Raw genomic sequence first — 20,157 nt, 5'->3', positions numbered from 1 at the left:
ACGATCACGCGGTCAACTCTCGCTCACTATAAGGATTTTATGTGCAGCAGGATGGTCATTCGCGATCAATCCCGAACCCTGGACGGTCGCACCGGCCGGTCCGCGTGCCCCCTCACCCGGTCCGCAGCCCCGGGTCGCTCACCCCGGGCGCTCCCGTCTCGACATGCCCGGCGAAGCGCCGCAGGAAGGTGGCGTCCGCGTCGCTCGTGACGGTGACGTCGTACCAGCGCTTGCTGCGGCGCAGGTCGAGCGTGTGCGCCACGGACGTGCCCGCGCGTACGGCGAAGGTCCGCACCTCTCCCCCGTAGGCGGCGTCACTGCGCAGGGTCAGCCGCACGGAGCCGGTGCCGGTGTGGGTGAGGGTGAGTTCGAGGGAGCCGGTCGCCGCGTTGTGACGGGCCGTCACCTCCGGTCCCGCGGCCCTGCCGGGGTTGCGGAAGGCGCGCAGGAAGCCGTTCGGGCCGTGCACGGTGAGGTCGGTGACGCCCTTGGAGTACGCGGTGTTCCAGGTGTCCGCGACCGAGGCGCCCGCGTGCGTGGTGTAGGTCCAGGGCCCGTCCGTGCGGTTGCCGGACGTCACGAGGAACTGCGCGCCGGCCGCCGGTCCCCCGCCGAAGGTGAGCCGGAAGGTCCCGGCGGCCGGGTCGGCGGCGCCGTCCACCAGGGGTGCGTAGGGCAGCGGGCGGGTGGGACGCGCCCCGGGCTCCTGCTTCGGCACCGCACCGGTGGCGGGCGGGACGGGCACGTAGTCGGGGTGCCGGTCGCCGTCCGGGGGCTCGTAGGCGGCGGTGGACGGCAGCTCGGGCGAGGAGGGGTCCGTACGCCGGAAGTCGAAGGCCGAGGTCAGGTCGCCGCAGACGGCCCGCCGCCAGGGAGAGATGTTCGGCTCGCGCACCCCGAAGCGCCGCTCCATGAACCGGATGACGGACGTGTGGTCGAAGACCTCCGAGCAGGCGTAGCCACCGGTGCTCCACGGCGACACCACGGTCATCGGCACCCGCTGGCCGAGTCCGTAGGGACCCGGCGCGTACCGCAGGTCGCCCGGGAAGTAGTCGGCGGCGGTCTCCACGGTGGACCGCCCCTGCGCGGGCCCGGACGGGACGTACGGCGGCACGACGTGGTCGAAGAACCCGTCGTTCTCGTCGTACGTGATGAAGAGGGCGGTGCGGCCCCAGACCTCCGGGTCCGGGGTCAGCGCGTCGAGCACCTGTGCGATGTACCAGGCGCCGTAGTTCGCGGGCCAGTTGGGGTGCTCGCTGTATGCCTCGGGCGCCACGATCCAGGACACCGAGGGCAGTGTGCCGGCCTTGATGTCGGCCTTCAGGTCGTCCAGCAGACTGCCCCCGTTCTTCAGGTCGCTGCCGGTGCGGGCCTTCTCGTACAGGACGTCACCGGGCTCGGCGTCGCGGTAGGAGGTGAAGTACAGCAGCGCGTTGTCGCCGTACGTGCCCCGGTACGCGTCCCCGATCCAGCCCCAGGACCCGGCGGCGTCCAGGCCGTCGCCGATGTCCTGGTACACCTTCCACGACACCCCGGCCTCCTCAAGGCGCTCCGGGTAGGTCGTCCAGCCGTACCCACGCTCGTCGTTGCCCAGCTCTGGGCCGCCGCCGGCGCCGTCGTTGCCGGTGTAACCGCTCCACAGGTAGTACCGGTTGGGGTCGGTCGAGCCGATGAACGAGCAGTGGTAGGCGTCGCAGACGGTGAACGCGTCGGCGAGCGCGTAGTGGAACGGGATGTCCTCCCGGGTGAGGTGGGCCATCGTGGTCGCCGTCTTGGCGGGCACCCACTGGTCGTACGCCCCCTTGTTGAACGCCCGGTGGCCGCCCGCCCAGTCGTGGTTCAGGTCCTGGAGGAACTGCATCCCGAGCGCGTCGGCCGGCGGCCGGAACGGCAGCACCTCCTTGCCGGCCGCGTCCGCCTGGTGCCACACCGGTTTGCCGCTGGGCAGGGTGACGGGCCGTGGGTCGCCGTAGCCGCGTACGCCCTTCATCGTCCCGAAGTAGTGGTCGAAGGAACGGTTCTCCTGCATCAGGACGACGATGTGCTCGACGTCCTCGATGGTCCCCGTTCGTCCCCGCGCGGGAAGGGACGCGGCGCGGGCGATGCTGCTCGACAGGGCGGTGAGGGCGACGGAGCCCCCGGCGAGCTTCAGGAGCCGGCGGCGGTCGATTTCTGCCATGGGTGGGAGCCTTCGCGGTGGGGGGATGTGGGGTGGGAAGCGACTGGAGTGTTCCAGACCCGCCGGTCTCCGCGTAAGACCCTTGCAGTGTGCACGGAATGACGCCGGGCGGAACAGTCGGCGAACCTACCCAGCGCGGCCGGGTCCATTCCCCGGGCACCCCGGCAAACTGCCCGGAGCAGGCAGGAACGGGCCCGCAACACCCTCCTACGGCTCCGGGACCGCGCACGGCTGGACCCCCGGCTTCGTGGTCGCGGAGGGCGCGGACAAGGGACAGCTGTACGCCCTGGGCCAGGACGACGACATCTACGACGCGCGCATCGCGCTCTCCGACCGGCTGATCCTGTCCGGGCTTCCGCTGGTCACGGTGGGCCTGGTCGGCCCCGGCTGAGCGGTGTCCGCCCGGACGGACTTCGAGCGGCGGCCCCGCGCCTGCTACGACGCGCTCGCCGAGGTCACGCGCGGCACCGGTGCCGGGGCCCTTCGCCCGGCGGCGGACTCAGCGGCGAGGTGTACGTGCCGCCCGTCACGAGGCCCGCGTCGGCCATGCGGTCGTACTCGGTGAGGATGAGGTCCTTGGTGCGGTAACCGCCGTACCGGGCCTCGTCCTTGCGCCGGACGATGGGGAAGGTGTCCAGGATGTACGCGGTGTCGGCGCGGCCGACCCCGTACAGGTGGAAGAAGAACGCGTCGAGTTCCGCGCGGATCTGGCGGCGGCGGTCCTCGTCCCAGCGGAACGGGCCGCCCGTGTCGCCCAGGTCGGCGGCGAAGGGCCCCATGTCGTGTGCGGTGCAGGTGAGTTCAAGGACGCGCGGGGTCAGGAATCCGGTGTGGCGGTGGACGGTCTCCGGTGGCAGGACGGGGAGTTGGCGGATGTAGAAGAAGTTGAGGTTGAGCCCGGCGGCCTTCTGGCGGGTGACGTAGTCGTAGACGAAGGAGTTGAAGTGGGCCACCAGGGCGGCGCTGTCGCGTGAGCTCCTGGTGTGCAGCAGGAAGACGGAGTCGCCGATCGCCGCCGGGGGCAGGATCGCGGAGATCATGGTGCGCTGGTTGGTGGGGCTGCTGATACGGAGGAAGGCGAGGCGGCCGGGCGGGGTACCGGGTGGCGTGTCGGCACGGTCCACCCAGTTGCCGGGGACGGCCAGGCGGGACGCGGAGGCCCAGGCGTCGGCCGTCAGATAGGCGGGCTGGTTCTGGCGCTTGACGGCGGTGGCGCTCTTGACCACGTCGGCCGCGCGGTGGTTGTAGGCGTCGACCATCTTGGCCTCGTACAGCGGGAGCATGACCCGCTCCCCGTTGACGTAGTGGTTTCCGGCCGCCTGCCAGCCGGTGGCCGTCAGCTCCTCGCGGGTACGGAAGCGGTGCGAGTCGTTGGCCATGTGGAACATCGTGCCGAAGGCGACGCCCCACGGGTTGCCGTCCGGGGCGCCCTCCTCGATGAGGACGGGGAGCCGCGCGTAGATGCCGAGGGTGATCTCGGCGTCGCGGCGGGTCCGGAAGACCGGGCAGGTGCCCGTGTTGGGGTTGAGGAGCCTGATCTCCTCGGGTGTGAGCGTGAACACCCGCCCCTCTTCACGGAGTTCGGCCGGATCGCGGAGGAAGAAGGCGAATCTGGCGGCGGGTTCGCGCAGCGCCCGGCCGGTGAGGGACAGCATGCTGAACTTGAACGAGCGGTGGACGTCGGGGAAGACGGGCGCGGCGTTCTCGAAGTCGTACAGGGTGGCGAGCGCGCGCCTGTCGACCAGGTCCTTGAAGGAGAAGCGGGTCGTCGCGTCCGTGGCGATGCCCGTCGGCACGATCATGCCCGTCCGGCCGCGCGGACCGGTCAGCGCACGGCCCGCCTCGGTGAACACGGCGTACGTGTTGATGTCACCGCGCCCGGTGAGCGGATAGCGTCCGCCGTTGCGCAGGAAGTGGCTCGTCCCCTCCGCCGTACGCTTGGCCGCCTCGAACGCCGTGTGCAGGGCGGTGCGGTCCGGATCCTCCTTCAACGCGGCGATCAGGCGTTTGCGCGCGGCGGCGGTCTTCGCGGCGGCGATCTCCGGGTCGTGCTGGGCGAAGAACTCCTGCTCCTGGAGCTTGATGCGCTCCCAGGGCGGGTTGCCGAGGACGCAGTCGAAGCCGCCGCCGGCGTCCGCGCCGAAGACCTCGGGGAACTCCAGGTGCCAGTGGAAGAACCGGTACCGGTCCCGCAACCGCGCGATCTCCTCGTGGGTGGCCCGGGGCGCGCCCCGCAGATCGCGGAGGACCGCGTCGGTCACCGCCGGCGGGGCGTCCGCCGTCCTGCGCCACAGGAACGCGGCGCACCAGGCATCGGCGGCGTCGCGTCCCGGCTCGTCGGCCGGGCCGCACGAGGCATTCCGCTCGCCCCTGTTGCGCTTCCTCAGGGCCCTGGCCTGCGCCCGGTCGTCGCCCGCGAGCGGGGTGAACGCCGCGTCCGGGATGCCGTGCCGCAGCAGGTCCGGCACCGCGCCGATCAGGGCGTTGCCGTGCTTGACGCGGGCGTCGAGGAAGGTGAGTGGCCGGCCGGGCTCCGGGGCCTCCAGCCACAGGGCCATCCTGGCCAGTTCGACGGCCGTCGGGTCCAGGTCCACCCCGTGCACGCAGTGGGCGACGACCGCGTGGAGCGCGTCGCGGTACGGCTCCGTGCCGCGTCCGCGCACGGCCTCGACGCGCCTGGCGATGCGCCGGGCCGCCGCCACCAGGAAGTGGCCGGAGCCGCAGGCCGGGTCGCACACGGTGAGGGCCAGCAGTTCCCGGGCCGCCGCCTCGCCCGGGTCGGCGGCGTCCGAAGCCTCACCGCGTGCGACGGCGGCGTCGAGGACCGGGTCGAGGGTGGCGTCGAGCAGGCACTCCACCAGCGCGGCCGGGGTGTAGTAGGAGCCCGAGGTCTTACGGGCGTTGCCGGGGAGCCCGACCAGCGCGAAGGTGCGGTCCGCCGCGTCGATCCGGGGGACGAACTGGAGGAGCGATTCGTGGACGGAGCCCAGTTCCTCCGCTTCCAGGCGGCCGAAGTCGACCGTGCGGGCGCGCCGCGTACCCGGTTCCGGGACCTCGGACAACTGGCGCACCGCGGCGAGCAGGTCCGCGTCGGACAGGGACAGGCCGTGCAGCGGGGCGTCGGCCTCCGTGGCGGTGAAGACGCCGCCGAGCCAAGGCAGGCCGAGGCCGGGGTCCCCGTCCGGATTGCCGAGGGCGTCGAGTACGGCGCGCAGCGCCGCGTACGGATTCCCGTGCTCCGCGGCGCCGCGGGCGCGGGCACGGAGGCGGGCCGTGGAGAAGTGCGCCGCGTACCGCGCCCTGGCCCGCGCGGTCGCCTCCGGGGACAGCAGTGCGTCACGGTCCTCGGTGACGAAGAGGAAGAGGAGCCGGAAGACGAGGCGCAGCAGGGCGTTGTGCAGGGCGGGGGCGTCGGCGTTCGCCCACAGGGCCGTGTTGGCGGGGTGGCGCAGGAAGCCGGTGCCGAGGGTGGTGAGCGCGGCGCGCACCCCCTTGCGGAGCAGCCGGTCCGGGGTCCGGCTGCTGGGGAGGGCGGGCATCAGGCGGACTTCCCGGCGGTGACGGTGGGGAGCGGAGACGGGGAGCGAAATCGTATCCGAGGGGGTCGGCGTCCGGGGGCCGCTCGCCCGGTGTTGGCTATCCTGACGACCGTTGCGGATGTGATCACGGGCGGCCGGGGGGCCACGGGCGCGCCCGGCGAGGGGAGAGTCACGTGCAGGGTGCCGCGAGCCGGGGGTCGGCCAGGAAGGCCGAGCAGGCGTGGAACCAGGGGATGGTCCTCATGCGGCAGGGGGACAACGCGGGTGCCGCCTCGCAGTTCGCGCTCGCCACGCGGCACGACCCGATGGCCGCCGACGCCTGGCTGGGCCTGCATGTGACCGGCACGGACCAGAAAGCGGCGCTGGACGGCCTGCTGCGGTCCTCGGCGCAGTTCGGGGCGCTGCGCTCGAAGCACCGGTCGCCGTTCCGGTCCACCTTCCAGATCGGGCACTACGTCACCTTCCGGCTGGAGAACTCCCGCGATCTGTGGCTGGCGGCCATGTCGGCGTTCCTGGACGACCGGCGGCTCGACGAGGCGTGGAAGGGGCTCTCCACGGCGCTGCTGGACTGCGACGAGACCCGCTTCGTCTGCACCCGGTACGCGTTCCTGAAGGAGGACTGGCCGCTCGTCCTGAAGTTCGCGCCCGGGATCGGTGACGCCTTCCTGCGCGACGAGGCGCAGTTGTACGTGGGCTGCGCGCTGTTCGCCCAGGGGGTCTGCCACGAGTCGCTGAACGTGCTGTCCGCGCTGCCGGGCAAGCTGGAGCGGGGCAGCAGGTTCGACGCCGAGGTGAAGTACTTCATGGGGCGGTCGCTGGAGGCGCTGGGCCGTGAGGAGGAGGCGCTGAAGCGGTACCAGTACGCGTTCCGGTGCGCGCCCGACCTGCTCGACGTGGAGTCGCGCGCCCAGGCCCGCCCGGTGAGCAAGCCCGCCCCGGCGCCCGCGGCCCCGGTCGCGGCGACGGCCGGCGGCGGTCCGGCCACGACCGGTTCGGGCGGCGAGGGCGACGCCGCCGGCGGGCTGTCGGCCGAGGACCGGGCCCGGGTGCTCGCCGAGGCGCAGCGGGCGCTCGACGCCATGATCGGGTTGCAGCCGGTGAAGCGCCAGGTGCTGACGCTGCTCGCGCAGTTGCGGATGTCCGCGCTGCGCGAGGAGCAGGGCCTGCCCGGCGGGGCCCGGCCCCGGCACTTCGTCTTCGCGGGGCCGCCCGGCACCGGCAAGACGACCGTGGCCCGCATCATCGGCCAGGTCTTCGCCGGGCTCGGGCTGCTCAGTTCGGGGCATGTGGTGGAGGCCCAGCGCGCCGACCTGGTCGGACAGCACCTGGGGTCGACGGCACTCAAGACGAACGAGGTCATCGACTCGGCCCTGAACGGAGTGCTGTTCATCGACGAGGCGTACTCGCTCAACATCACCGGGCTCAACGGCGGCGACGCCTTCGGCAAGGAGGCGATCCAGGTTCTGCTGAAGCGGGCGGAGGACGACCGGGACCGGCTCGTCGTCGTGCTCGCCGGCTACCGGGACGAGATGTCGGAGCTGCTCGCCACCAACCCCGGACTGGTCTCCCGGTTCAACACCCGCGTCGACTTCCCCTCGTACTCGGCCGAGGAACTGGTCCTGATCGCCCGGTCGGTGCTGGCGTCGCAGGGCGACGAACCGGACCCGGGCGCGCTCGACGTGCTCAACTCGCTGTGCACGGCGATCGTTGACGGCGGCAAGGCCGACCTGGTGGGCAACGCCCGGTTCGCCCGCGAGCTGTGCGCGAAGGCGTCCGCGCAGCGCGATCTGCGGCTGTACTCCGCGCACACAGCGACTCCACGCCGACCCGGGAGGAGATGGTCACCGTCCTCGCCTGGGACATCGTCGCCGCGCACGACGAGCTGATGGAGTCGCACCGGGACGCGGAAGGGGCGTAGGCCCTGGCTACGATCGATCGCGTGTGCGCACATGTGATCGTTGCCGAAGACGACGAGAATCAGGCCGAACTCCTCCGCCGCTACCTCGAACGGGAGGGCCACCGCGTGACCGTCGCGCCCGACGGCCTCGCGGCGCTCGACGCGGTCCGGCACCAGGAACCCGATCTGCTGGTCCTCGATGTGATGATGCCCCGGGCCGACGGCCTCGACGTCGTGCGCGTGCTGCGGGCGGAGCACCGGGAGCTGCCGGTGCTGATGCTCACCGCCCGCACCACGGAGGACGATCTGCTGCTCGGTCTCGATCTGGGCGCCGACGACTACATGACCAAGCCGTACAGCCCGCGCGAGCTGATGGCCCGGGTGCGTACGCTGCTGCGCCGCAGCCGGCGGGGCACGGGCGGCGAGCCGGAGGATGCCGGGGTGCTGCGGGTGGGGGCGCTGGTCGTCGATCCGGTCCGGCACGTGGTGTCGGTGGAGGGGCGGGCCGTGGAGTGCACCCCGGGCGAGTTCCGGATCCTGTCCGCGCTCGCCGCCGAGCCGGACCGGGTGTTCTCCCGGCAGCGGCTGCTGGGGGAACTGCACGGCTTCGACCGCTACATCAGTGACCGGACCGTCGACGTGCACGTGATGAACCTGCGCAAGAAGATCGAACCCGCCCCGCGCCGGCCCGTCCGGCTGCTCACCGTCTTCGGCGTCGGCTACAAGCTGACGGACCCGGCGAAGGCGGCGGCCCGTGCGGCGACTTCGTAGCCCGGGGCGTCCGGGAGCGGGCGGCGCACGGCGGCGCGTCCCGCTGCGCAAGAGCCTGTTCGCCCGGCTGCTGGCGGTCTCCGCCCTGGTCGCGGCCTGTTCGGTGGCGGCGACCGCCTGGCTCGCCGTGCAGACGACCTCGGGCGCGATCCGGCAGGAGCAGGGCCAGAACCTGGCCGCCGACGCCCGGATCTACCACCGTCTGCTCGGTTACGCGGCGGCTCATCCGACCTGGAACGGCGTCGGGGCCACGGTGCGCGAGCTGGCCGAGCAGTCCGGGCGGCGGATCGCGCTGACGACCCAGGCCCGCGCCCCACTGGCGGACTCGGCGGCCCCGGGCGCGGCGGCGCTCCCGGCGCAGGCGTCGGCGGTGGTCGATCCGCTGTCCGTGGACACCGCGCTGTCGGCGGGCGCCGGCGCGACGGGCACCACCACGGACCGGGTCGACCCCCGCGCGGTGGGGCCGTTCCGGTTGCCCGCGGCGGAGCGGACCCGGCTGCGGAAGACCGCCGACCGGGGCGTGGCCTGCCTGGACGACTTCGGGATCGCCGCCGATGTGGTGGCCGGGGCGAGCGGCCGCCCGCTGATCCAGGTGGTGGGCGGCAACGACCCCGAACGCATCCGGGGCACCGGCTGCGCCGTGGACGCGCTGGACGCCCCGACGGCCACGGAGCGGAAGGCGCTGAAGGCGCTGAACCAGCTGGCCGACGCCTGTCTGGAGCGCCAGGGCCGCGACGGCGTCCACCTCACGCTGGGCCTGTCCTGGGGGCAGGCGGCCGAGCCCGTACCGGCGGGGGCGGTGCCGGTGCCCGCGGCTCCGATGGCCACGATGCCGCCGACCGCCGTGCCGAGCGCGGTGCCGACCGAGGCGCCCCTCGTAGAACCCAGCGCCGAGCCCAGCGCGGTGCCGGGCCCGGGTGACGAGCAGGCGGCCGCCACCGGCGAGAACGACCGGGCCGTCGCCTCCTGCGTGGGCACGGCCCGCCGGGAGCAGCTCAGCTCGTACGTGGCCTCGCCCGCCCTGCTGTTCATCGGCGACCCGGGCGGCGCGACCGTGCCCGGCTTCGACCTCTCGCCGGCGAACACGGCGCGGATCGCGGGCGCGGCGGCCCTGGTGCTGGCCCTGACCGTGGGCGCGTCGGTGCTCGTCGGCGCCCGTCTCGTACGCCCGCTGCGGGCGCTGACGGGGGCCGCCCAACGGATGCGGGACGGGGAGGACACCGCGCCGGTGGTGGTCGCCGCGGACAACGAGATCGGGCGGCTCGCCGCCACGTTCAACGACATGTCCGCCCACCGCGCCCGCCTGGAGGCGCAGCGCAAGGCCATGGTCAGCGACGTCGCCCACGAACTGCGCACCCCGCTCAGCAACATCCGGGGCTGGCTGGAGGCGGCACAGGACGGAGTGGCCGACCCGGACCCGGAGTTCATCGCCTTCCTGCACACGGAGGCGGTCCAGCTCCAGCACATCATCGACGACCTCCAGGACCTGGCACAGGCCGACGCGGGCGCGCTGCGGCTGCACCCCGAACCGGTGGACGCGGCGGAGCTGTTGGGGCAGGTCGCCGCCGCGCACCAGGCCCGGGCCGACGCGGCGGGCGTCGCGCTGGGCGTCCGGCCGCCGGACCGCCCGCTGCCGCCGCTGACGGCCGACCCGGTCCGGCTGCGGCAGGCGGTGGGCAACCTGGTGTCGAACGCGGTGCGCCACACCCCGGAGGGCGGGGAGGTCACGCTGCGGGCGTACGGCTCCGAGGACGGGGACGCGGTGCTGGTGGACGTCGCCGACACCGGCAGCGGCATCCCGGCCGACGACCTGGTCCGCGTCTTCGACCGGTTCTGGCGCGGCGAGAAGTCCCGGTCCAGGCGGACGGGCGGCAGCGGTCTCGGCCTGGCGATCGTGCGGAAGCTGGCGGAGGCCCACGGCGGCACGGCCACGGCGGTGAGCACCCCCGGCGAGGGCTCGGTGTTCACGCTGCGCTTTCCGGCCGGGGAGACCGCGTCCTCCGGCACCGTCCCCGACCCTGATGCGATGAACACAACGATCTGACAGCTTCCTCACAACGTGGCGCGAGCCTGTCCGCACGCCTCGCGCCGCGGTGCGCACCGCACCGCGGCCGCCCCTGAGGCCATCCGGAACGGAGCCCTGCCCATGACCCTGCGCACCACCCTGCGTACCGCCCTCCTCGCCGCCGTCGCGGCCGGTGCGGTCTGCGTGCCGGCCACCGCGGCGTTCGCCGACTCCTCGGCCACCCCCTCGCCCGCACCCACCGAGCCGACCGTGGCCCCGTCGGCCGAACCCTCCGCCGTGCCGTCGGCCGAAGCGACGGAGGCGCCCTCGGCGGTCCCGTCCGAGGCGCCGCGCGGCGGCGTCGCGGCCGGTGAACAGCCTGCCGGTTCCTCGGGCAGCGGCACGACCGCCCTCGCGGGCTCCGCGGCCGCCGCGCTGCTGCTGGGCGGCGCCGGGACGGTCGTCGTCCGCCGCCGCACCGCCCGCCGCGACGGCTGACCCGTCCCGCTAGCCGATGAGCCGCAGTGGCGCCGCCTGTTCGAACCGGGCGGCGCCACTGCCGTACGTACGCCCCCTGGAGCCCTGTCCCATGCCCCGCACCGCCCTGCCCGTCACCGCCGCCCTGACCCTCGCCGCGCTCGCGGCGCTGACCGGCTGCTCCGGCGACCCCGCCCCGCAGCCCTCCAAGGCCCCCGCGTCGGCGGCGGCCGCCGAGGCACCCGCCCCCAGCGCCACCGCCACCGCCGGGCCGCCCGCCCATGTCTCCATCCCGTCCCTGGGCGTGGACAGCGACATCATGCGGCTCGGCCTCAACCCGGACCGCTCGGTCGAGGTCCCACCGGCCGACAAGGGCATGACGACCGGCTGGTACACGGGGAGCGCCGTGCCCGGCGAGCCCGGCGCGGCGGTGCTGATCGGCCACAACGACACCCGCTTCGGCCGGGCCGTCTTCCACGACCTGAAGAAGATCGCCAAGGGCGCGGAGATCGTGGTCCGGGACGCCCGGGGCAAGGACGTCCGCTTCGAGGTCACCGCCCTGGAGACGGTGAGCAAGCACGCCTTCCCGACGGCCCGCGTCTACGGCCGCACCACGGAACGCGCCCTGCGCCTGATCACCTGCGACGGCGCGTTCGACACCGCCGGCCACCCGGTGGACAACCTGATCGTGTACGCGAAGCGGAAGTGACTCTCGCGGCGCTCAGCCCCGCGCCTTCGCCAACCGCTGCCGTCGCGCCTCGTACAGGACGATCGACGCCGCGTTCGAGGCGTTGAGCGAGCTGGCGGAGCCCGTCATCGGGATGCTGACGACGTGGTCGCAGCGCTCGCGCCAGGCGTTGCTCAGGCCCGCCGTCTCGTTGCCGATGAGCAGCAGGACGGGCTGGGTCAGGTCGAAGTCGGAGGCGTCGCACTCGCCGTCCTCGTCGGTGCCGACGACGAGCACGGGACGTCCCCGGTCGCGCTCGGCGTCCAGCCACTCGCCGACCTCGCGGTGGGAGGGGGTGCGGACGACGGGGAGGGCGAAGAAGGAGCCGGTCGTCGCGCGGACCGCCTTCGGGTCGTACGGGTCGGCCGCGTGCCCCGTCACGATGAGCCCGTGTGCGCCGAAGGCGTCGGCGGAGCGGACGATACTGCCGATGTTGCCGGGCTGCGTCGGGCGGTCGAAGACGAGGCCGAGGAAGTCCTCGTCGACCCGGAGGCGGGTCAGGTCGTCCGGTTCCATCTCGACCACGGCCAGGACCTCCGGGGCGCCCTCGGCCTTCTCGCTCAGCTCCGCGAGCAGGTCGGGGGCCATGGCGATGCGTTCCGTGGTGATCCCGCGCATCAGCTCCTCCGCCCAGCGGGAGAGCGGGCGGCTCGCGTCGTACAGGAGGGAGCGGATCGTCCAGCCGTGCTCGACGGCCATGGTGATCGGCCGGACGCCCTGGACGATGAACTCGCGGGCCCGCCCGCGCTTGGTCCGGTTGGTGAGCAGCGTCTGGAACTGCTGAAAGCGGGCGTTGCGGGTCGTGATCCGCTGCACAGCCACCGGGGTCCTCCAAGGGGTGATCGGCCGCTCCGGCGGCGGCACGGGTCCGCCCCGGAAACCAGAAATTCCCACGGTTCGCGATGAACCGTGGGAACTGGATGAGTGTCCGAGGGGGGACTTGAACCCCCACGCCCGATAAAGGGCACTAGCACCTCAAGCTAGCGCGTCTGCCATTCCGCCACCCGGACCAGGTGATCCGCCCCGGTTTCCCGCGGCGACAAGAAAACAATACCAGCCATTCGTCATGGCTCTCACCTGCATATCCGCTGGCCGACTGCGCTGGTCAGTGCGGTGCCGGCGTCTCGGGGGCGCGCTTCGGCCCGGGGTCACTTCATGCCCGTACGGACCGTCGTCGCGTACGTACGGACCGTGCCGCCGGAGGGTCGGCGGCGGGTTCCACCGGCGGGCGGACGGGGCGGGTTACGTTCGCTCGCATGAGTGATCGCGGCTCCCGTCCTCCCCGCACGCTGTCGCCGCTGCGCGAGAACCTGCGTGAGACGTTCTGGTTCGCCCCGGCCCTGACGCTGGTCTGCGCGTGCGTGCTCTGGTTCGCCGCCTCGGCGCTGGACGAGCGGATCGTCTCGTACCTGCGCGAGGAGCGGGCGTACGACGAGATCCAAGAGCTGGTGAAGGTCGCCGAGGACACCAAGCAGATCGTGGTCACGGTCAGCTCGGCGATGATGACCTTCATCGGTGTGGTCTTCAGCATCTCGCTGGTCGCGGTGCAGATGGCGAGCGGCCAGCTCACGCCCCGGGTGGTGCGGATCTTCGTACGGAGCCGGATCAGCAAGCTGACCCTGTCGGTGTTCCTCGCGACGTTCGTGTTCTCGCTGCTGGTCCTCAGCTCGTACGAGAGCGAGACCGACCCGCGGCGGGTCACCTCGCTGCCGTTCGTGCAGAGCGTGCTGACCGCCCTGCTCGTCGGGCTGAGCCTGCTCCTCTTCATCGCGTACGTCAGTTCCACGCTGCGCCTGATGCAGATCGGGCCCGTCCTCGACCACATCACCCGGGACACCTTCCGGGTGCTGGGCCGGATGCCCGCCGGCCGTCCGGGGCCGGAGCCGCTGCCCGGCGAGACCGGGCAGATCCTGTACGAGGGGCGGGCCGGGGTCCTCCGCGATGTCAACGTGGCCCGGCTGGTCCGGGCCGCCCGGCGACAGGGGGTGGTGCTCCGGCTGATCCCCCGGCTCGGGGACTTCGTGGTGCCGGGTACGCCGGTGCTCGCCGTGCACGGCGGGGCGGCGCCGGCCCGGCACGCCCTGCGGTACACGGTGTCGGTGGGCGTGGAACGCACCCTGCACCAGGACCTGGCGTTCGGGCTGCGCCAGCTGTCGGACATCGCGCTGCGGGCGCTGTCCGCCGCGGTGAACGACCCGACGACGGCCGTGCAGTGCCTGGACCGGATCGTGCAGTTCCTGGCGGCGGCGGTGCGGCTGCCGCTGGGCACGGTGCACCACCGGGACCGCACGGGTGCGGTGCGGCTGGTGCAGGACGTGCCGGGGTGGGAGGACCTGGTGGACCTGGGCTTCGAGGAGGTGCGCCGGTGTGCGGCGGGCGTCCCGCAGGTGACGCGGCGGCTGCTCGCCGGGATCGACGACCTGCTGCCGCCGGCCGGGCCGGACCGGCGGGGGCCGCTCGTCCGGCACCGCACGCTCCTCGTCCAGGCGGTGGAGCACGCGGTGCCGGACGCCGACGAGCGGCAGTTCTCGCTGCTGCCCGACCGGCAGGGGATCGGCTGAGCGGGCCCCCTGCTGAGCGGTCCCTCAGTCCTTGCCGCCGAACGCCGCGTCGAAGGACGCGCTCGGCGGGTCGAAGTCGTACCGCTTCAGGGACGCCAGGGCCTCCGGGGCGCCCGCCAGCCGGTCCATGCCGGCGTCCTCCCACTCCACCGACACGGGCCCCTCGTAGCCGATGGACCGCAGCATCCGGAAGACGTCCTCCCAGGGCACGTCCCCGTGGCCGGCCGAGACGAAGTCCCAGCCCCGGCGGGGGTCGCCCCAGGGCAGATGGGAGCCGAGGCGGCCGTTGCGGCCGTCGAGCCGTGTGCGGGCCTCCTTGCAGTCCACGTGGTAGATCCGGTCCCGGAAGTCGTACAGGAAGCCGACCGGGTCCAGGTCCTGCCAGACGAAATGGCTCGGATCGAAGTTCAGTCCGAAGGCCGGGCGGTGGTCCACGGCCTCAAGGGCGCGGTGGGTGGTCCAGTAGTCGTACGCGATCTCGCTGGGGTGCACCTCGTGGGCGAAGCGCACGCCCTCCGCGTCGAAGACGTCCAGGACCGGGTTCCAGCGCTCCGCGAAGTCCTCGTAGCCGCGCTCGATCATGTGCGGCGGAACCGGCGGGAACATCGCGACCAGGTGCCAGATCGAGGACCCGGTGAAGCCGATGACGGTGTCCACGCCGAAGGCGGCCGCGGCCCGCGCGGTGTCCGCCATCTCGGCGGCGGCACGCCGGCGCACCCCCTCCGGCTCGCCATCGCCCCAGATGCGGGCGGGCAGGATGCCCTGGTGGCGTTCGTCGATGGGGTGGTCGCAGACGGCCTGGCCCACCAGGTGGTTGGAGACCGCCCAGCACTTCAGGCCGTACGTGTCGAGCAGGGCCCGGCGGCCGTCCAGGTACGCCGGGTCGGCGAGGGCCTTGTCGACCTCGAAGTGGTCGCCCCAGCAGGCGAGTTCGAGGCCGTCGTAGCCGAAGTCGCGGGCGTGCCGGCAGACCTCCTCCAGCGGGAGGTCGGCCCATTGGCCGGTGAAGAGGGTGAAGGGACGGGGCATGGGGACGGGACCTCCTAGAGGGTTACGGGGGTGAGGGCGGAGTTCTTCGCGGCGCTCTCCTCCACCGCGGCCAGCACCCGCTGCACCTGGAGGCCGTCCGCGAAGGACGGCACGGAGTGGGCGCCTCCTCCGGCGATGGCGCACACCACGTCCCGGGCCTGGTGGACGAAGGTGTGCTCGTAGCCGAGGGTGTGGCCCGGCGGCCACCACGCCCCCAGGTACGGGTGCTCGGGCTCGGTGACGAGGACGCGCCGGAAGCCGGCCGTGGCGGCGGGCTCCGTGTGGTCGTGGAAGGACAGTTCGTTGAGGCGTTCCAGGTCGAAGGCGAGCGAGCCGCGCTCCCCGTTGATCTCCAGGCGCAGGGCGTTCTTGCGGCCGGCCGCCATCCGGGTCACCTCGAAGGACGCCAGGGCGCCGGAGGCGAGCCGGCCGGTGAAGACGGCGGCGTCGTCCACGGTGACCGGGCCGGTGTCCCCGGCAGCCGCCCCGCCGCCGAGGCCCCCGGACGGTCCGGCCGGCCGGGGACGTTCGCGTACGAAGGTCTCGGTCAGCGCCGACACCGCGGCCAGCGGCTCCCCCGCGAGGTACTGCGCGAGGTCCACCACATGGGCCCCGAGGTCGCCGAGCGCGCCGGAGCCCGCGCGGTCCTTGTCGAGGCGCCAGGTGAGCGGGGAGGCGGGGTCGGTCAGCCAGTCCTGGAGGTAGACGGCGCGCACGTGGCGCAGGGCGCCGAGGCGGCCGTCGGCGATGAGCCGGCGGGCGTGGGCGAGGGCGGGCACCCGGCGGTAGTTGAAGCCCACGAAGGCCGACCGGCCCCGGGCGGCGGCGCGCCCGGCCGCCGCCGTCATGGCCTCCGCCTCCTCCACGGTGTTGGCGAGCGGCTTCTCGCAGAGGACGTGCTTACCGGCCTCCAGGGCGGCGACGGCGATCTCCGCGTGGCTGTCGCCGGGGGTGCAGATGTCGACCAGCTGCACGTCGTCGCGGGCGATCAGGGCGCGCCAGTCGGTCTCGGCGGCGGCCCAGCCGTGCCGGTCCGCCGCGGCCTCGACGGCGGTGCGGTCGCGTCCGCAGACCGCGGCGAGCACCGGCCGCATCGGCAGGTCGAAGACGTGTCCGGCGGTGCGCCAGCCCTGTGAGTGGGCGGCTCCCATGAACGCGTATCCGACCATGCCGATCCCGAGCGTCGGCGGCGCTGCCGTCTCCTGCGTCTGATCCCTCTGGGCCATCCGGGGCTTCCTCCTCGTCGGTGGTGCGGCACGTACGGTCGCGGGGCGGTCAGTTGAAGCCCGTCGGCAGGTACTGGTCGACGTTGTCCTTGGTGACGACGGCGGAGTAGAGCGTGAGGCTGGTGGGGATCTCCAGTTCGGCGAGTCCGGACACGCCCTTGGACTGGCCGAGCGCGCGGGCCAGGTCGATGGCGGAGGCCGCCATCGTCGGCGGGTAGAGGACGGTGGCCTTCAGGACGCTGTCGCCGGCCTTGATGGCGTCCATGGCGGACTTGGCGCCCGCGCCGCCGACCATCAGGAACTCGTCGCGGCCGGCCTGCTTGATCGCGCGGAGGGCGCCCACGCCCTGGTCGTCGTCGTGGTTCCACAGGGCGTCGAACTTCTTCTGCGCCTGGAGGAGCTGCGCCATCTTCGCCTGGCCCGACTCCACCGTGAAGTCCGCTGCCTGACGGGCCACCAGTTCGATGTTGGGGTAGTTCTTCAGCGCGTCGGAGAAGCCCTTGCTGCGCTGCTTGGTGAGCTCCAGGTTGTCGATCCCGGCCAGCTCGACCACCTTGGCGTTCTTCTTGTCCTTGAGCTGTTCGCCGATGTAGGTGCCGGCGTTGAGGCCCATGCCGTAGTTGTCGCCGCCCACCCAGCAGCGGTACGCCTGCGGCGATGCGAAGATCCGGTCCAGGTTGATGACGGGGATGCCCGCGCGCATGGCCTCCAGGCCGACCTGGGTGAGCGCCTTGCCGTCTGCGGGCAGCACGACCAGTACGTCGACCTTCTTGTTGATGAGGGTCTTGACCTGGCCGATCTGGGCGGCGGTGTCGTTGGAGCCCTCGGTGGTCTCCAGGGTCACTTCGGAGTACTTCTCGGCCCGGGACCTGGCGTTCTCGTTGATGGCGTTGAGCCAGCCGTGGTCGGCCTGGGGTCCGGCGAAGCCGATGGTGACGGGCTTGCCCGGCTTGTCGTCGGCGGCGGGCGCCCCGCTCTGCGCGGGTGCGTCCTCCTCCTTGGGCTCGTTGCTGGTGCAGGCGGTGAGGAGGGCACTCGCGGAGACGGCTGCGGTGCCGAACAGGAGCCCTCTGCGACTGGTTTGCGGCATGGCGGTGGAACCCTTCATCCGGTGGGTGGGTGCGGGGAGCGGTGGGGCCGGCGGTGGGTCAGGTCTCGGTACGGGCGGTGCGGCTCTGGACGAGGACGGCGGCGACGATGATCGCGCCCTTGGCGATCTGCTGGACGTCGCTCTGGAGGTTGTTGAGCGCGAAGATGTTGGTGATCGTGGTGAAGATCAGGACGCCGAGGACGGAGCCGGTGATGGTGCCGCGTCCGCCGCTGAGGAGGGTGCCGCCGATGATCGCGGCGGCGATGGCGTCGAGTTCGTAGAGGTTGCCGGCGGTGTTCTGGCCGGAGCCGGACAGGATGATCAGCATGAAGGCCGCGATGCCGCAGCACAGCCCGGACAGCAGGTAGAGGTAGAGCCGCTGCCTGCGGACGTCGATGCCCGCGAGCCGGGCCGCTTCGGCGTTGCCGCCGATGGCGACGGTGCGGCGGCCGAAGGTCGTACGGTTCAGCAGCAGCCAGCCGGCGACGGTGACCGCGGCGAAGATCAGGACGAGCGGCGGGATGCCCAGGACGTAGGAGTCCGGGAGCCCCAGGTCCAGGACCGGGTCGACGGTGACGATCTGGGTCTTGCCGTCGGTGATCATGAGGGCGACCCCGCGCGCCGAGGCGAGCATCGCCAGCGTCGCGATGAACGGCACCACCCTCCCGTACGCGATGAGCACCCCGTTGACCAGACCGGCGCCGAGGCCGACGAGCACGGCGGTGAACAGGATGCCCGCGAGCCCGAACTCCTGGGTGGCGACGGTGCTCGCCCAGACGGAGGCCAGGGCGACCATGGCGCCGACCGAGAGGTCGATGCCGCCCGAGGTGATGACGAAGGTCACGCCGACGGTGACGACACCGATCACCGACGCCTGGGTCAGGATGAGTTGGAGGTTTCCGGTGTCCAGGAAGGCGTCGGGTTCGGTGAATCCCCCGACGGCCACCAGCACGGCGAGGATGCCGAGCAGGGACAGGGTGTGCAGGTCCAGGCGCAGCCCGAGGGTGCGCGGGGGCCCGCTCTTCTTCAGGGTCACGGGGGCGGGGCCCTGGTCCGGCCCGCTCTGCCGCGCCGTGGGAACGGGGTGGGTCATGACGTCGGGCTCCCTTCCATCACGAGGTCGAGTACGCGGTGTTCGTCCAGGTCCGTGGCGTCGGCGGTGTGCACGACACGCCCTTCGCGCAGGACGAGCACCCGGTCGGCGAGGCCCAGGACTTCGGGCACTTCGCTGGAGACGAGCAGCACGGCCAGCCCTTCGTCGGCCAGCCGGCGAATCACGGCGTAGAGCTCGGCGCGGGCACCTACGTCCACGCCGCGGGTCGGTTCGTCGAGCAGCAGCACCCGGCAGCCGCGCAGCAGCCAGCGGGCCAGGACCGCCTTCTGCTGATTGCCGCCGGAGAGGTTGCGGACGGGAGTGTCCGGGTTGTCGGGGTGCAGCGACAGGGCCCGGGTGGCCTCGCCCGCCGCCCGGCGCTCCGCGATACGGTCAAGCCAACCGGCCCTGGAGTAGCGGGACATGGTGGACAGCGAGACGTTACGGGTGACGGATTCGAGCATCAGCAGGGCCTGGGCCTTGCGCTCCTCGGGGGCGAGGCCGATGCCTGCGGCGACGGCGGAGCGCACGCTCCCGGGCCGCAGCGCCTTCCCCTCGACGGTGACCCGCCCGGCGGTGGCCCGGCGGGCACCGTAGACCGTCTCCAGGATCTCGGAGCGCCCGGACCCGACGAGTCCCGCGAGGCCGACGATCTCGCCCGGCCGCACCTCCAGGTCGACCGGGGCGAACTCCCCGTCCCTGGTGAGCCCTTCGATGGTGAGCACGGGGGCGGCCTCGGCGCGCCCGGCCGGCGGCGGGGTGCGGGGCGGGAAGACGTACTCCACCCTGCGGCCCGTCATCAGGGCCACGATGTCGTGTGTCGGGGTGGACTCGGCGGGCAGCCCGGAGGCGACGGCCCGGCCGTCCTTGAGCACCGTCACCCGGTCGCCGATGCGGCGGATCTCCTCCAGGCGGTGCGAGATGTAGACGACGGCGACGCCCTCGGCGGTCAGCGAGGCGATGACCCGGAAGAGGTTGCCGACTTCGTCGGGGTCGAGCGCGGCGGACGGCTCGTCCATCACGATGAGCCGTACGTCGTGCGAGAGGGCCCGGGCCATGGACACGATCTGCTGCTGGGCGGCGGAGAGTTCACCGACCGGGCGGGCCGGGTCGATCTCCGGGTGCCCTAGCCGGGCCAGCAGGGCGGCGGCCCCGGCACGGGCGCGGCGGGAGCGGACGACGAAGCCGGCGCTGGTGAACTCGTGGCCCAGGAAGACGTTCTCGGCGACCGACAGGCCCCGGACCAGGTCGAGTTCCTGGTAGATCGTGGCGATGCCGAGGCGCATCGCGGCGAGCGGCGACTTGAGTTCGGCGGGTGCGCCGCACCAGGTGATCTCGCCGTCGTCGGGCTGGTGGGCACCGGCCAGGACCTTGATGAGGGTGGACTTGCCGGCCCCGTTCTGGCCGAGGAGGCAGTGCACTTCGCCGGCCTGGACCTCCAGGTCGACGCCGTCGAGGGCGCGGACACCGGGGAAGGACTTGGTGATGCCGGACATGGTGAGCAGCGGTGGTTGCGGAGCCATGACGAATCCCCTCGGCGGACGAGGTGTGGGTGTGTGGGGC

Annotated in this window: 15 protein-coding genes and 1 tRNA gene; 7 read left to right on the top strand and 9 right to left on the bottom strand. The window is 72.9% G+C overall.

All coding sequences use genetic code 11. The annotated features are described in order from the left end of the window. Positions 1-112 precede the first annotated feature (112 nt). Positions 113-2,179, bottom strand: a complete 2,067-nt coding sequence (locus ABZ565_RS09000; protein ID WP_361022383.1) for a phosphocholine-specific phospholipase C — start codon at positions 2,177-2,179, stop codon at positions 113-115. 247 nt (positions 2,180-2,426) lie between these two features. On the opposite strand from ABZ565_RS09000, the gene ABZ565_RS08995 reads away from it, so the two are divergent. Continuing rightward, entirely contained in the window at positions 2,427-2,570 is a 144-nt protein-coding gene (locus ABZ565_RS08995; protein ID WP_361022380.1) for a hypothetical protein, read from the top strand. 64 nt (positions 2,571-2,634) lie between these two features. Here ABZ565_RS08995 and ABZ565_RS08990 read toward each other — a convergent pair whose 3' ends face one another. Beyond that, on the bottom strand, positions 2,635-5,718 hold the full coding sequence (locus ABZ565_RS08990) for a DNA methyltransferase (protein WP_361022377.1): 3,084 nt from the start codon (positions 5,716-5,718) through the stop codon (positions 2,635-2,637). A gap of 173 nt (positions 5,719-5,891) precedes the next feature. Here ABZ565_RS08990 and ABZ565_RS08985 point away from each other — a divergent pair, with 173 nt between their 5' ends. The 5 genes from ABZ565_RS08985 (at position 5,892) to ABZ565_RS08965 (ending at position 11,577) form a co-directional block, all read left to right on the top strand. After that, positions 5,892-7,604 (top strand): AAA family ATPase, encoded by a 1,713-nt coding sequence (locus tag ABZ565_RS08985; protein ID WP_361022374.1) that lies wholly within the window; start codon positions 5,892-5,894, stop codon positions 7,602-7,604. 53 nt (positions 7,605-7,657) lie between these two features. Further along, positions 7,658-8,386, top strand: a complete 729-nt coding sequence (locus ABZ565_RS08980; RefSeq protein ID WP_361022372.1) for a response regulator transcription factor — start codon at positions 7,658-7,660, stop codon at positions 8,384-8,386. Beyond that, a complete protein-coding gene (locus ABZ565_RS08975; protein WP_361022368.1) occupies positions 8,370-10,430 on the top strand; it encodes an ATP-binding protein in 2,061 nt (686 codons plus the stop codon). Before ABZ565_RS08980 ends, ABZ565_RS08975 begins: the two co-directional genes overlap by 17 nt. Positions 10,431-10,532: 102 nt before the next feature. Next, complete coding sequence (locus tag ABZ565_RS08970; protein ID WP_361022365.1) at positions 10,533-10,889, top strand: sortase-dependent protein; 357 nt, start codon at positions 10,533-10,535, stop codon at positions 10,887-10,889. 91 nt (positions 10,890-10,980) lie between these two features. Continuing rightward, positions 10,981-11,577: a class F sortase gene (locus ABZ565_RS08965; protein ID WP_361022362.1), complete on the top strand. Its 597-nt coding sequence runs from the start codon at positions 10,981-10,983 to the stop codon at positions 11,575-11,577. Between the two features lie 12 nt (positions 11,578-11,589). Here ABZ565_RS08965 and ABZ565_RS08960 read toward each other — a convergent pair whose 3' ends face one another. Beyond that, positions 11,590-12,411 carry an RNA methyltransferase gene (locus tag ABZ565_RS08960; RefSeq protein ID WP_361022640.1) on the bottom strand — a complete coding sequence of 274 codons (822 nt, stop codon included), beginning with the start codon at positions 12,409-12,411 and terminating at the stop codon, positions 11,590-11,592. A 109-nt stretch (positions 12,412-12,520) separates the two neighbouring features. Then, a tRNA-Leu gene (locus ABZ565_RS08955) sits at positions 12,521-12,605 on the bottom strand. A gap of 246 nt (positions 12,606-12,851) precedes the next feature. Between ABZ565_RS08955 and ABZ565_RS08950 the strand changes: the two genes are divergently transcribed. Next, on the top strand, positions 12,852-14,156 hold the full coding sequence (locus ABZ565_RS08950) for a DUF2254 domain-containing protein (protein ID WP_361022359.1): 1,305 nt from the start codon (positions 12,852-12,854) through the stop codon (positions 14,154-14,156). A gap of 24 nt (positions 14,157-14,180) precedes the next feature. Here ABZ565_RS08950 and ABZ565_RS08945 read toward each other — a convergent pair whose 3' ends face one another. The 5 genes from ABZ565_RS08945 to ABZ565_RS08925 are packed head-to-tail and all read right to left on the bottom strand — an operon-like array spanning position 14,181 to position 20,117. Beyond that, complete coding sequence (locus ABZ565_RS08945; protein WP_361022356.1) at positions 14,181-15,185, bottom strand: sugar phosphate isomerase/epimerase family protein; 1,005 nt, start codon at positions 15,183-15,185, stop codon at positions 14,181-14,183. Between the two features lie 14 nt (positions 15,186-15,199). Beyond that, positions 15,200-16,411: a Gfo/Idh/MocA family oxidoreductase gene (locus ABZ565_RS08940; protein ID WP_361022353.1), complete on the bottom strand. Its 1,212-nt coding sequence runs from the start codon at positions 16,409-16,411 to the stop codon at positions 15,200-15,202. 49 nt (positions 16,412-16,460) lie between these two features. Beyond that, a complete protein-coding gene (locus tag ABZ565_RS08935; protein WP_361022351.1) occupies positions 16,461-17,501 on the bottom strand; it encodes a substrate-binding domain-containing protein in 1,041 nt (346 codons plus the stop codon). A gap of 58 nt (positions 17,502-17,559) precedes the next feature. Beyond that, entirely contained in the window at positions 17,560-18,594 is a 1,035-nt protein-coding gene (locus ABZ565_RS08930) for an ABC transporter permease (RefSeq protein ID WP_361022348.1), read from the bottom strand. Next, positions 18,591-20,117 (bottom strand): sugar ABC transporter ATP-binding protein, encoded by a 1,527-nt coding sequence (locus ABZ565_RS08925; RefSeq protein WP_361022345.1) that lies wholly within the window; start codon positions 20,115-20,117, stop codon positions 18,591-18,593. The genes ABZ565_RS08930 and ABZ565_RS08925 overlap by 4 nt, the downstream gene beginning before the upstream one ends. Between the last annotated feature and the right edge of the window lie 40 nt (positions 20,118-20,157).

The sequence above is a fragment of the Streptomyces sp. NPDC016469 genome (assembly GCF_040632905.1).
Classification (GTDB): Bacteria; Actinomycetota; Actinomycetes; order Streptomycetales; family Streptomycetaceae; genus Streptomyces.
The sequence above is the reverse complement of the archived record's forward strand: the minus strand, read 5'-3'. Positions and strand labels throughout refer to the sequence as shown.